This is a genomic window from Pseudomonas sp. GW823-FHT04A03 (assembly GCF_058796615.1).
Genome location: NZ_JBXAIV010000008.1, coordinates 79,190 through 92,007 on the forward strand (window position 1 = coordinate 79,190; position 12,818 = coordinate 92,007).

Genomic DNA, 12,818 nt, shown 5'->3' on the forward strand with positions numbered 1-12,818 from the left:
CGTCCTTCAAGTGGCTGTCTTCACGTGGGGCTGACGGCATCGGGAAACCTTGGGCGGCCGTGCGTCGATCCTGCCTCAAACCGGCGCAGAAAGGCAATGCGGAAACGGTTCAGGCTGGGGGCGGATCGAGTAGGAAATTACTCTTCATGTCTGCACCGGCTTCCGATTCCAGCGTCTGAACCTGCGCTTCGTCCTTCAGATTGACGCCCGACAGCTGTCGCCGGCAGGCTTCGCGCATCAGATACAGCAAGCGATGCGCCGCCATGCCGTAGCTGAGCCCTTCCAGCCGCACATTGGAGATGCAATTGCGGTAAGCATCCGTGAGGCCGACCTTTGGATTGTAGGTGAAATATAACCCCAGGCTGTCCGGCGAACTGAGGCCGGGACGCTCTCCAATCAGCATCACAACCATCTTGGCGCCCAGCAACTGGCCGATTTCATCGCCAATCGCCACTCGACCCTGTTCCACCAGCACTACCGGCGCAGTCGACCATTCGTCGGCGCTCATCTGTTCTTCCAGACGGGTGAGAAACGGAAGGGTATGCCGATGCACCGCCAGCGCCGAGAGACCGTCCGCCACCACAATCACCAGATCCACGCCGCCCGGATGCGCCTGGGCGTATTCGCGCAGGGCTTGCGCCGATTGATCGCTCAATTTGCGCCCGAGATCCGGGCGTTGCAGGTAGCTGTTGCGATCCGCCGCCGCGCTGTGCAACAGCAGACTGTCGCGCTGGCGCTCGGTCAGTTGGGCGCTGAGCCCGGCGTGATCGAACGGCAAATGCACGGCGTCCCGAGCCTGCGCGTGGGCGAACTGGAAATCCAGCTGTGCGCTGGTCGGCAGGCTGGTGCCGGTGCGGCCGAGGGCAATGCGCGCCGGGGTCAGACGACGTAGCTCCAGCCATGGGTTTTGTGGATCGACGGGCGCTTTTTCCATCTGACTCATCCCAGTTGCGCCAAGGCCTGGCGGAAGGCCGGCGGCAGGTTGTTTCCGAAGCGGACCTTGCCGTCCGCCTGGGTGAAGATGCCCATGTTCGCCAGCCACTGCTCGAACTCCGGCGCCGGTTTCAGGCCCAGGGTCTGGCGCGCGTAGAGCGCGTCGTGGAACGAGGTGGTCTGGTAGTTGAGCATGATGTCGTCGGAGCCGGGGATTCCCATGATGAAATTGATCCCGGCCACGCCGAGCAGGGTCAGCAGGGTGTCCATGTCGTCCTGGTCGGCCTCGGCGTGGTTGGTGTAGCAGATGTCGCAGCCCATCGGCACGCCAAGCAATTTGCCGCAGAAGTGGTCTTCGAGGCCGGCGCGGATGATCTGTTTGCCGTTGTAGAGGTATTCCGGGCCGATGAATCCTACGACGGTGTTCACCAGAAACGGCTTGAAATGGCGCGCCACGGCGTAGGCCCTTGTCTCGCAGGTTTGCTGATCGACGCCGTGGTGGGCGTTGGCCGACAGTGCACTGCCCTGGCCGGTTTCGAAATACATCAGGTTCTGCCCGAGCGTGCCGCGATTGAGGCTCAGGCCCGCTTCATAACCTTCCTGCAAGATGTTCAGGTTGATGCCGAAACTGGCGTTGGCCGCTTCGGTGCCGGCAATCGACTGGAACACCAGATCCAGCGGCACGCCACGGTTGATCGCTTCTATAGAGGTGGTGACGTGGGTCAGCACGCAGGCCTGGGTCGGAATGTCGTAGCGCTGGATGATCGCGTCGAGCATTTCCAGCATCGCGCAGATCGAGGCGATGCTGTCGGTGGCCGGGTTGATGCCGATCATCGCGTCGCCGTTGCCGTACAGCAGGCCGTCGAGAATGCTTGCGGCGATGCCGGACGGTTCGTCGGTCGGGTGATTGGGTTGCAGCCTTGTGGATAACCGTCCACGCAGGCCCAAGGTGCCGCGAAATTTGGTGACCACACGGATCTTCTGCGCTACCAGCACCAGATCCTGCACGCGCATGATCTTCGACACGGCAGCGACCATTTCCGGCGTCAGGCCAGGGGCCAAGGCACGCAGGCTGGACTCATCGGCCGCTTCGCTCAACAGCCAGTCGCGGAAGCCGCCAACCGTAAGATGGCTGACGACCGCGAAGGCCTGCTTGTCATGGCTGTCGATGATCAGCCGGGTGACTTCATCGGTTTCGTAGGGAATCAGCGCTTCCTGCAGGAAATGCGTGAGCGGGATGTCGGCCAGCGCCATTTGAGCAGCCACCCGCTCGCCGTCGTTGAGCGCGGCGACACCGGCCAGGAAGTCCCCGGAACGTGCCGGGCTGGCCTTGGCCATCACGTCCTTGAGGCTGTCGAAGCGGTAGGTCTGGGCGCCGACGGTATGGGCAAATGCGGCCATGGGGCGCGTTCCTCCTGAGTGAATGCTTTTAGTGCAGGCACCGAGCCGTGGGCCCGGTGCCGGTGCAACCCTGATAACTTTTTAGATACCTTCGAGCATAGCGTCTGCCGGGGCTTCGGAGCGTTGCTTGGCGGTCAGCTGGAAGTACAGGTAGCCGGCGGCCATGAAACCGAGGAACACACAGCCGATCAGCGTGTTGAACCAGGCCATCGCCACCAGGCACACCACCGCCAGGAACAGCGCGATGGCCGGCACCACCGGGTAACCCGGCGCGCGGAAGGTGCGCTCCAGGTTCGGCTCGGTTTTGCGCAGTTTGAACAGGCTGAGCATGCTGATGATGTACATCACGATGGCGCCGAACACCGACATGGTGATCATCGCCGCCGTCAGGGTCATGCCTTGCAGATTGACCAGGCCGTCGCTGTAGATCGCAGCGATGCCGATCACGCCGCCGGCCAGGATCGCCCGGTGCGGGGTCTGGAAGCGCGAGAGTTTGGCCAGGCCTTTCGGCAGATATCCGGCCCGGGCCAGGGCGAAGAACTGCCGCGAGTAGCCGAGGATGATCCCGTGGAAACTCGCTACCAGCCCGAACAGGCCGATCCACACCAGCATGTGCATCCAGGTCGAGTTGTTGCCGACCACCGCTTTCATCGCCTGCGGCAGCGGGTCGTTGATGTTCGACAGTTGGCGCCAGTCGCCAACGCCGCCGGCCATCACCATCACGCCGATGGCCAGGAACACCAAAGTCAGGATGCCGCTGACGTAGGCCCGTGGAATCGTGCGTTTCGGATCCTTGGCTTCCTCGGCCGCCATGGCCGCGCCCTCGATGGCGAGAAAGAACCAGATCGCGAAGGGAATTGCCGCAAAAATGCCCGGAATCGAGCCCATCGTGAATTCATTGGCACCCGACCAGCCGTTCAGCACGAAGTTGCTGAAGCTGAAGCCCGGCGCAACCACGCCCATGAATACCAGCAATTCGGCGACGGCGAGCACGGTCACCACCAACTCGAAGGTCGCGGCGATGCTGACGCCAAGGATGTTCAGGGTCATGAACACGAAATACGCGCCGACCGCCGCGAGTTTCGGATCGAGTCCCGGATATTGCACATTCAGATACGCGCCGATGGCCATGGCGATGGCCGGCGGGGCGAACACGAATTCGATCAGTGTGGCGATCCCGGCGATCAATCCGCCTTTCTCGCCGAACGCCCGGCGGCTATAGGCAAACGGCCCGCCCGCGTGGGGAATGGCGGTGGTCAGTTCGGTGAAACTGAAGATGAAGCAGGTGTACATGGTCGCGACCATCAGGGCCGTGACCAGGAAGCCCAGGGTTCCTGCCGTGCCCCAGCCGTAACTCCAGCCGAAGTATTCGCCGGAAATCACCAGGCCGACGGCAATGCCCCATAGGTGCAGGGTGCCGAGTGTGGGTTTGAGCTGTGTGGTGGAAGTCATAAGTCCTCTCTGTCTTTTTTATTGTTCGATCTGTTGGACTTTCGGGTGCAGCGGTTGAGTGGGTGGATGCTGTTCACGCAGCGGCAGTGTTCACGCAAATCCTGAATGACGGGTACGCAAGGCCCGTGCCAGAGCGGCCAGGCCAGGGGTTGTCATCGGGATGAAAAGGGCGACACCGATAGTTCGGTGTCGCCCGGTTTTTTAGAAGAAGCCCAGCGGATTGATGTCGTAGCTCACCAGCAGGTTTTTGGTCTGTTGGTAGTGGTCGAGCATCATCTTGTGGGTTTCACGACCGACGCCGGATTTCTTGTACCCGCCAAACGCGGCGTGCGCCGGGTACAGGTGGTAGCAGTTGGTCCACACACGACCGGCCTTGATGGCGCGGCCCATGCGATAGGCGCGGTTGATGTCGCGGGTCCAGAGGCCGGCGCCCAGGCCGAACTCGGTGTCGTTAGCAATCGCCAGAGCTTCGGCTTCGTCCTTGAAGGTGGTGATGCTCACCACCGGGCCGAAGATTTCTTCCTGGAACACGCGCATTTTGTTGGTGCCCTTGAGCAGGGTCGGCTGGATGTAATAACCGGAGGCCAGGTTGCCTTCGAGTTTTTCCACCTTGCCGCCGGTCAGCAGTTCGGCACCTTCGCCCTTGGCGATTTCCAGGTACGAAAGGATCTTGTCGAATTGCTGCTCGGACGCCTGGGCGCCAACCATGGTGTCGGTGTCGAGCGGGTCGCCACGTTTGATCTGGCTGACCTTCTTCATCACCGCTTCCATGAACTGCGGATAGATCGATTCCTGAACCAGTGCACGGGACGGGCAGGTGCAGACTTCACCCTGGTTGAAGAACGCCAGCACCAGGCCTTCAGCAGCTTTTTCAATGAAGCTTGGCTCGGCCTGCATGATGTCTTCGAAGAAGATGTTCGGCGACTTGCCGCCCAGTTCCACGGTGGACGGAATGATGTTTTCGGCGGCGCATTTCATGATGTGCGAGCCGACCGGGGTCGAGCCGGTGAAGGCGATCTTGGCGATGCGCTTGCTGGTGGCCAGGGCTTCGCCGGCTTCTTTGCCGAACCCTTGCACCACGTTCAGCACGCCCGGCGGCAGCAGGTCGCCGATCAGTTCCAGCAGCACGCTGATGCCCAGCGGGGTTTGCTCGGCAGGTTTGAGTACCACGCAGTTGCCGGCGGCCAGGGCCGGGGCGAGTTTCCACGCGGCCATCAGGATCGGGAAGTTCCACGGGATGATCTGGCCGACCACGCCCAGCGGTTCATGGATGTGATAAGCGACGGTGTTGCCGTCGATCTCGGCGGCGCTGCCTTCCTGGGCGCGCAAGCACCCGGCGAAATAACGGAAGTGGTCGGCGGCCAGCGGGATGTCGGCGTTGAGGGTTTCGCGGATGGCTTTGCCGTTGTCCCAGGTTTCGGTGATCGCCAGGGTTTCGAGGTTCTGTTCGATGCGGTCGGCGATTTTCAGCAGGACCAGCGAGCGGGCCTGGGCGGAGGTCGAGCCCCAGGCATCGGCAGCGGCGTGAGCGGCGTCCAGGGCTTTTTCGATGTCTTCGGCCGTGGAGCGCGGGAATTCGGCAATCGGTTGGCCATTGACTGGCGAGGTATTGGTGAAGTACTGACCTTTTACAGGCGCGACGAACTCGCCGCCGATGTAGTTACCGTACTTGCTCTTGAACGAGACTTTGGCGCCTTCAGTACCGGGGTGAGCGTAACGCATGATGTTCTCCTTGGCTGTTGTACTTATCAGAGAGACGCGCATGAGCGCTTGCTATAAGCGTAGAGCAAAGGTCGGGCCACTGCCGTGCGAGTCAGGCAAATCAAGGCCTTGCGTGATTTCTGTCGGACAAGTGGCAAGCGTCTGTGACGGTATCGGTACAGCCCGGGTGACATTTTGTACCGCTTCTGGCACAACCCGTGACCGGGCGGTCTTGCCAGCATTGCAAAGACCGGTTGGCTGGAGGATGCTGGGCACCACTTCACGCATGGGCCGATGAGCCTCGGGGAGAATAATAAGAAATGCACGACAACCATTTGAGTCGCCATGCCCAACAGGTTCTCACCGTCACCCAGGGAAAGCCGCACCTGCATGGCCCTGGTGCCGACCCGTCGATTGCCCGCTCGTGGCTGCGTTGTCTTGAGGACTATCACCTCGACCCGGCCCTGACCATGGCGCCGACCGTGCTCGAACACGGTCGGGTTCTCGAAAGCCGCGAACGGCTGCAACAGGTATTGCAGATCGCCGGCAATGAAATGAGCAGCCTGCATCAACAACTCTCCGGCGCCGGGCATGCGGTACTGCTGACCGACGCGCGCGGGGTGATCCTCAACTGCGTCACCGCCCCCGCCGAACGCAAGATCTTCGAACGCGCCGGCCTGTGGCTGGGTTCCGACTGGAGCGAGGCCTGCGAGGGCACCAACGGCATCGGCACCTGCCTTGTCGAGCGTCAGGCCCTGACGATTCATCAAGACGAACACTTTCGCGGCCGCCATACCGGGCTGACCTGCTCGGCGAGCCCGGTGTTCGACCCGCACGGCGAACTGCTGGCGGTGCTCGATGTTTCCTCCGCGCGGCACGACGTCTCGCGCCAGAGCCAGTTCCACACGATGGCGCTGGTCAATCTGTCGGCGAAGATGATCGAGAGCTGCTATTTCCTGCGTTGCTTCGATAATCAATGGTTGTTGCGATTCCATCTTCAGGCCGAGTCCGTCGGGCTGTTCAGCGAAGGGCTGCTGGCGTTTGACGGGGAAGGGCGGATCAGCGGGGTCAATCAGAGTGCATTGAATCTGCTCGGCCATATTCGCGGTGGTTTGCTGGGCAAACCGGTGGAGGCGTTTTTCGATTGTTCGCTGGATGAATTGCTCGGGCGCGCCAGTGCCAATGCCAGCGCCAGTTGGCCGCTGCGTACTCGCGATGGGCGGTATCTGTTTGCGGTGCTGCGCGGCGAAACCCGCCGGCCGCTGCAGGTAGCGCCGGTTCCGGCGCCTGTGGAACAGCCGCGTCTTGCGGGGATTTGTCTCGGGGATGCGGCCTTGCAGGCAGGTTTCCGCAAATCGCTGCGGGTGTTCGAGCGCGACGTTCCACTGCTGATCAATGGCGAAACCGGTTCCGGCAAAGAGGCATTCGCCAAGGCTGTGCACAACGCCAGTCAGCGCGCCGGCAAAGCGTTCGTTGCTCTCAACTGCGCGGCAATTCCCGAAAGCCTGATCGAGAGCGAGCTGTTCGGTTATCGCGGCGGCAGTTTCACCGGTGCGCGCAAGGACGGCATGCGCGGCAAGTTGCAGCAGGCCGATGGCGGCACGCTGTTCCTCGATGAAATCGGCGACATGCCGCTGGCCCTGCAGACCCGTTTGCTGCGAGTGCTGGAAGACCGGCAAGTGGTGCCGATCGGCGGCGAGCCGGAAGCGGTCAACGTGCGGATCATCAGCGCCACCCACCGCAATCTGCTGGAGCGGGTTGGCGACGGCAGTTTCCGTGAAGACCTGTATTACCGGCTCAACGGGCTGGAAGTGGCGTTGCCGCCATTGCGCGAGCGCAGTGACAAGTCGCAGTTACTGGATTTCCTGCTGGCCGAAGAGGCGGGCGGAGAAGCGATCCTGATCGAAGAGCCGGCGCGTCAGGCATTGCTCGGGTTCAACTGGCCGGGCAATGTGCGGCAGATGCGCAATGTGCTGCGTACGCTGGCGGCGCTGTGCGATGAAGGGCGGATCGGGCTGGATGATCTGCCCGCCATGTTTCGGCAGGTGCAGCCGTTGTTGGTCAAGACCGATGAAGTGTCATCCGGGCAGCCGCTGGAGGATGCCGAGCGGCTGGCGCTGCTCAATGCCCTGGAGCACACGCGCTGGCACATGACCCACACCGCGCAGCAGCTCGGCGTGAGCCGCAATACGCTTTATAGAAAACTGCGCAAGCACGGGATTGCCCGAACTGCCTGAATACTCCTGCCGATCGTTCCCACGCTCTGCGTGGGAACGCCTCCCCGGACGCTCCGCGTCCGCTTTTGGACGCAGAGCGTCCTGCGCTGCATTCCAACGCGGAGCGTGGGAACGATCAAGGTCGGGTGATCAGCTAAAGAGTGCCATTTCCCCCTCCCTGCGCTAACCTGCGGCCATGTTTTACGAGGTCGACTATGCACATTCATATTCTGGGTATCTGCGGGACTTTCATGGGCTCGATGGCGGTTCTGGCCAAAGAGCTGGGCCATCACGTGACCGGCTCCGATGCCAACGTCTATCCGCCGATGAGCACCCAGCTCGAAGCCCAGGGCATTCAGCTGACTCAGGGTTACGACCCGGCGCAGCTTGATCCGGCACCGGATCTGGTGGTGATCGGCAACGCCATGTCCCGCGGCAATCCGGCAGTGGAATATGTGCTGAACAAAGGCCTGCCGTACGTTTCCGGCCCGCAATGGCTGGCCGACCATGTGCTGCAAGGTCGCTGGGTGCTGGCGGTTGCCGGTACGCACGGCAAGACCACCACCAGCAGCATGCTCGCCTGGGTGCTGGAACATGCCGGCATGAGCCCGGGCTTCCTGATCGGCGGCGTACCACAGAATTTCTCGGTGTCGGCCCGTCTGGGCGGCACGCCGTTCTTCGTGATCGAGGCCGACGAGTACGACAGCGCATTCTTCGACAAGCGTTCGAAGTTCGTCCACTACCGTCCGCGTACGGCGATCCTCAACAACCTTGAGTTCGATCACGCTGACATCTTCCCGGATCTTCCAGCCATCGAGCGGCAGTTCCACCACTTGGTGCGGACCATTCCGAGCGAAGGCCTGGTGATCCACCCGACCACCGAGCCGGCCTTGCAGCGCGTGATCGAGATGGGCTGCTGGACCCCGGTGCAAACCACCGGTGCCGGCGGTCAGTGGCAGGTCAAGTTGCTGAAAGACGACGGCTCGGCGTTCGAAGTTATGTTCGAAGGCGTGTCTCAAGGCGTGGTCGAGTGGGAACTGACCGGTCAGCACAACGTTGCCAACGCCTTGGCAACTTTGGCGGCCGCGCGTCACGTCGGCGTTGTGCCGTCGATGGGCATTGCCGGATTGAGCGCATTCAAGAGCGTCAAGCGCCGGATGGAGAAAGTCGCGGAAGTGCGCGGCATCACCATCTACGACGACTTCGCCCACCACCCGACTGCAATTGCCACCACCCTTGATGGCCTGCGCAAACGCATTGGCGATGCGCCGCTGATCGCAATCATCGAGCCACGCTCCAACTCGATGAAGCTCGGCGCCCATCGTGACGGTCTGCCGGACAGCGTGGTCGATGCCGATCAGGTGATCTGGTACGCCCCGGCCAACCTCGGCTGGGATCTCGCATGCACCGCCGCACTGTGCACCGTGCCGTCGATTGTCAGCGACTCGCTGGAAGGCATCATCGAACGCGTGAAGAGCCAGGCCCAGCCCGGCACTCACGTGGTGATCATGAGCAACGGCGGTTTCGGCGGCCTGCACGGCAAACTCGCCGAGGCGCTGAAATGAACAATCGTTTGCAGAGCAATGGCCCTGAACGCATCACGCTGGCGATGACCGGCGCGTCCGGCGCCCAGTACGGCCTGCGCCTGCTGGATTGTCTGGTGCGCGAGGATCGCGAGGTGCACTTCCTGATCTCCAAGGCCGCGCAACTGGTGATGGCCACCGAGACGGACGTGTCGCTGCCGGCCAAGCCGCAAATGATGCAGGCGTTCCTCACCGAATACACCGGCGCAGCCGCCGGGCAGATTCGCGTGTACGGCAAAGAAGACTGGATGTCGCCGGTGGCCTCGGGTTCCGGCGCTCCGGCGGCGATGGTGGTGGTGCCGTGCTCGACCGGCACCTTGTCGGCCATTGCCACCGGCGCCTGCAACAACCTGATCGAGCGGGCGGCGGACGTGACGTTGAAGGAGCGTCGTCAGTTGATTCTGGTGCCGCGCGAAGCGCCGTATTCGAGCATTCACCTGGAGCACATGCTCAAGCTGTCGAACATGGGCGTGACCATCCTGCCGGCCTCGCCGGGCTTTTATCATCAGCCGCAGACCATCGATGACCTGATCGATTTTGTGGTGGCGCGGATTCTCAATCTGTTGGGCATTCCCCAGGACATGCTGCCGCGTTGGGGCGAACACCATCTGAGCAGCGATGAATAAGCTGCTGGCGATCCTGCTGATCTTGCAACTGACCGGATGCGCCACCGCGCGCACGCTTGATGCTGCCAAGCCCGGCGCGCCGGTGGTGTATTCCGGCACGCGGCTGGATCTGTATGCGATGAATGGCGGTTGTTGTGCAATGGATCGGTTCGGCGCCGAGGCTCCGAGCTATCCCGGTGTGGACCTGCCGGCCAGCGCATTGCTCGACACGCTGCTATTGCCGTTGTCGTTGCTGACTGTGATCGGCGTGGGATTCCAGGCGACTGGCGGACTATGAAACTCAAAGGCTAGACCACACTGGGTCGAGCCTTTGAAACGCCCTACAACGTGATCGTTTCGGGTGGAAAGACGATGTCGTCGGAAAAGATTTCCTGACCTGCCGGCAACTCGATAATGCGTTTGCCAGCTGTCGCCACTTCATCGATCAACCCGTCATATTCGTCCCGGTTCAATTCTCCTGCCCGCGTGCGGGACTCGATGGCGTCGGCAGGGTTTTGATCCGATCCCGTTGCGTGCTTCAACGCCTGCAAATGGATATCTTCCACTGTCGCCGCGCGGGTCATGCCCGAGTTGACCAGCCAGACGCGCCTCGACGTGAAGCCGATCGACGACATCGATACGTGGCCCTCCATCTTCATGCTCGGGAACCACGTTTTTCCGTCGGCGTAGCTTCGTTCAAGCCGTGTCGGGTTGTAGGCGCGATTATCCTGTCCCGCAACGACCTCCACATTGCGGGTATCGAGCAGGTAGCAAAACCGGATGCGTTGAGCGGGGGGCGTCGAAGTTCCGCTGCTCGTCTGGTGCGCCTCCTTGCCTGCTAATGCCTTTGTTTCATTCGCAAAGTCCATGGCGGTCTTGAGGCTGAACATTGCACTCACGGGTATTTCGCTCGTGGCGCCCCCGGCCGATACCACGCGCGGGACCATGGCAGCGGGCCGTGCTATATCGAATGGTGTCCGGTCATCCACTTTGAACACGGCGGGAATGTCGGTTCGGTACAGATAATTGTGCGTGTTGCGTTTGAAGCCACTGAGCCGCAAAAGCTCCTGAAAGAAGGGTTCGGTCAGACTGGCCTTCAGCAGGCTGGTGCCTTCTCCCTGATTTCTCAGCCGGATGATTTCCGCATCGATTTCCGGCAGAAACGGATCGAAGAGTTTTTCGTTGGTTACCAGCCGGGTGCGATATTGATGGGTCTTGACCCACGCAGGCACCTCATCATTGATCAGGTTCTTGAACTGCCCTGCTGGCGACAGCTCCTTGCACAGTCGCACCAGTTGCATTACGGAGAGGTTGTAGGGCTGAAACCGGGCGAGGATTTGCTCCCGTGATTTGAGCGGGGAATCAGGATTGGTCCACAGCCTCAAGTAGTCGATCAATTGTTCACGCTGGGAAGGGTATTCCCTCTGCTTGACCCAGCCGGGCGGTTTCTGATGAAGCGCAACGTCTCGACGAAAGCGCACGATGTCGGGGCCTTCGATCCTGTAAAGGTTCCAGATGTCGACGTCCCGCCAGAACGGGCGCAGAACATTCTCTTTGTAGATCGGGTAACCGGTGGGCTCGACGACAGTCAGTCTGGCACCTTCACGAAACGCCAGTTGGGTGAGCGGTCCATGATTGTCATTCAGGCCAGGCTTGCGCTGCAGCTCGACATAGCCATGAAAATTCGACTTGTCGAGATCCCAGGTGTAGTGGCGCTGATCACCATAGGCAAGCGTGGCGTCGGCTGTCCCTGATGTGTCGGGTGTTGATGGGCGTGGGGAGGGCGAGCCGGGTGTCGGCGGGCTCGGCAACGGCGTTTGCGGGCCAGATGGGGTTCGGTGCAAGGTGACCGACTGGAGGTGCTCTGCCCATTGGGCGGGCGTGCGGTTCTGATGGATCAGGAGGCTGTTGAACAGGTCGCGATCCATGTCCATGCCAGACCAGCGGTATAGCTCGTCAAACAGGTAAGCGTTCTCCATCCGTTGCGCCCGAACGGTCGCCCACAGAGGTTTCTTGCCGGTACTGGTCGCTTCGCTGCGGAACCGGGTGATTTCTGCCCCCTGTATCCCGTAGAGATCCCAGAGGTCGCGGTCTGTCCAGGCAGATAGCAGCTCGGCTGGCTGATCGATTCGCGAAGCGGAGGGCTCAACACTGACAAACGAGCCGCTATCATCCATGAACGCATGATGCAGCAGCGGCCCGACCTCGTCGGTCCGGCGCATTTTTCGGTGCAGGACCACATAGCCATGGTGATTGTTGGCGGCGCTGTTCCATACGTAATGTCGAGTGTCGACGTAAATCGCTGCAATGGTCGGTTGCGTCCGGGCGGGTCCCGGCAGATGGGGCTGCGCGGGGTTAGCGTCGGTGTTGTCTGCCTGTCGGTGTACCGTGGATTCGAGGGTCTGACTGACAATCTGCGGCTCAGTGACCCGCCAGGTATTGCTGTCGGGGTCGAAATGCAGGAAGGGGCCGGACGGCTGCGCTTCCTGTGACCGCATGGCTCGGTAGGTGCCGAGGCCTTCGTCCCAGGCCACCATGACCGTCGTGGTCGTGGTGTATTGGACCTCGGCATAAATGCGTCCCCTGTGAACCCGCAACCCTTCGGTGTTGACGGCAGGCAATCGCGTTCGCAGTTGCGTCGGCAATTCGTAGTGACGGATCGAGCCGCTCGTGTGTGGATTGCTGGTTGAGCCTCCTTCAGTGTCTCCAGCCGGGTGGGTCAGATCCTGAATCTGTATCGCGGGCAATGTGTCACTTGAAGAGTGGCGTGCGGGCGCCTCCGTGGGGCGGCTGGCGCTGTCTGTTTCCGGGAATCGAATCGAACCCGGGAAATCATGACGCTGGGTTGGCGATGTTTCCGGACTCGACCTGTCGAGGGTGGGGGGCGTTTTGCTGGTGCCTTTCGACGTTTTTGTTTGCGGTGCCAT

At 61.5% G+C, this 12,818-nt stretch carries 9 protein-coding genes; 4 read left to right on the top strand and 5 right to left on the bottom strand.

Annotated features, from left to right (window positions below; translation table 11 throughout):
• Positions 1 to 109: 109 nt before the first annotated feature.
• The 4 genes from eutC to exaC form a co-directional block, all read right to left on the bottom strand.
• Positions 110 to 943 carry an ethanolamine ammonia-lyase subunit EutC gene (gene eutC / locus AC1Q9F_RS20080; RefSeq protein ID WP_492620777.1) on the bottom strand — a complete coding sequence of 278 codons (834 nt, stop codon included), beginning with the start codon at positions 941 to 943 and terminating at the stop codon, positions 110 to 112.
• Entirely contained in the window at positions 940 to 2,334 is a 1,395-nt protein-coding gene (locus AC1Q9F_RS20085) for an ethanolamine ammonia-lyase subunit EutB (RefSeq protein WP_445434433.1), read from the bottom strand. The genes eutC and AC1Q9F_RS20085 overlap by 4 nt, the downstream gene beginning before the upstream one ends.
• Before the next feature lie 81 nt (positions 2,335 to 2,415).
• The gene (eat, locus tag AC1Q9F_RS20090) at positions 2,416 to 3,786 is read right to left on the bottom strand and encodes an ethanolamine permease (protein ID WP_085608773.1); all 1,371 of its coding nucleotides are present in this window, start codon (positions 3,784 to 3,786) and stop codon (positions 2,416 to 2,418) included.
• 201 nt (positions 3,787 to 3,987) lie between these two features.
• Positions 3,988 to 5,508: an acetaldehyde dehydrogenase ExaC gene (gene exaC, locus AC1Q9F_RS20095; protein ID WP_085608772.1), complete on the bottom strand. Its 1,521-nt coding sequence runs from the start codon at positions 5,506 to 5,508 to the stop codon at positions 3,988 to 3,990.
• Positions 5,509 to 5,807: 299 nt separating this feature from the next.
• On the opposite strand from exaC, the gene AC1Q9F_RS20100 reads away from it, so the two are divergent.
• From AC1Q9F_RS20100 to AC1Q9F_RS20115, 4 genes are all read left to right on the top strand, one after another.
• A complete protein-coding gene (locus AC1Q9F_RS20100) occupies positions 5,808 to 7,724 on the top strand; it encodes a sigma-54-dependent Fis family transcriptional regulator (RefSeq protein WP_492620776.1) in 1,917 nt (638 codons plus the stop codon).
• 194 nt (positions 7,725 to 7,918) lie between these two features.
• Positions 7,919 to 9,268 (top strand): UDP-N-acetylmuramate:L-alanyl-gamma-D-glutamyl-meso-diaminopimelate ligase, encoded by a 1,350-nt coding sequence (mpl, locus tag AC1Q9F_RS20105; protein ID WP_492620775.1) that lies wholly within the window; start codon positions 7,919 to 7,921, stop codon positions 9,266 to 9,268.
• Positions 9,265 to 9,912 (top strand): flavin prenyltransferase UbiX, encoded by a 648-nt coding sequence (gene ubiX, locus AC1Q9F_RS20110; RefSeq protein WP_207984068.1) that lies wholly within the window; start codon positions 9,265 to 9,267, stop codon positions 9,910 to 9,912. The genes mpl and ubiX overlap by 4 nt, the downstream gene beginning before the upstream one ends.
• Positions 9,905 to 10,189, top strand: a complete 285-nt coding sequence (locus tag AC1Q9F_RS20115) for a YceK/YidQ family lipoprotein (protein ID WP_039771878.1) — start codon at positions 9,905 to 9,907, stop codon at positions 10,187 to 10,189. The genes ubiX and AC1Q9F_RS20115 overlap by 8 nt, the downstream gene beginning before the upstream one ends.
• A gap of 43 nt (positions 10,190 to 10,232) precedes the next feature.
• Here the strand turns inward: AC1Q9F_RS20115 and AC1Q9F_RS20120 are convergent, their stop codons facing one another.
• The gene (locus AC1Q9F_RS20120; protein WP_492620774.1) at positions 10,233 to 12,818 is read right to left on the bottom strand and encodes a hypothetical protein; all 2,586 of its coding nucleotides are present in this window, start codon (positions 12,816 to 12,818) and stop codon (positions 10,233 to 10,235) included.

Coding starts and splice junctions, on each gene's coding strand:
- ubiX (WP_207984068.1), top strand. CDS start 9,265: ATGAACAATCGTTTGCAGAGCAATGGCCCTGAACGCATCACGCTGGCG.
- AC1Q9F_RS20085 (WP_445434433.1), bottom strand. CDS start 2,334: ATGGCCGCATTTGCCCATACCGTCGGCGCCCAGACCTACCGCTTCGAC.
- eutC (WP_492620777.1), bottom strand. CDS start 943: ATGAGTCAGATGGAAAAAGCGCCCGTCGATCCACAAAACCCATGGCTG.
- exaC (WP_085608772.1), bottom strand. CDS start 5,508: ATGCGTTACGCTCACCCCGGTACTGAAGGCGCCAAAGTCTCGTTCAAG.
- AC1Q9F_RS20120 (WP_492620774.1), bottom strand. CDS start 12,818: ATGGCACCGCAAACAAAAACGTCGAAAGGCACCAGCAAAACGCCCCCC.
- AC1Q9F_RS20100 (WP_492620776.1), top strand. CDS start 5,808: ATGCACGACAACCATTTGAGTCGCCATGCCCAACAGGTTCTCACCGTC.
- AC1Q9F_RS20115 (WP_039771878.1), top strand. CDS start 9,905: ATGAATAAGCTGCTGGCGATCCTGCTGATCTTGCAACTGACCGGATGC.
- mpl (WP_492620775.1), top strand. CDS start 7,919: ATGCACATTCATATTCTGGGTATCTGCGGGACTTTCATGGGCTCGATG.
- eat (WP_085608773.1), bottom strand. CDS start 3,786: ATGACTTCCACCACACAGCTCAAACCCACACTCGGCACCCTGCACCTA.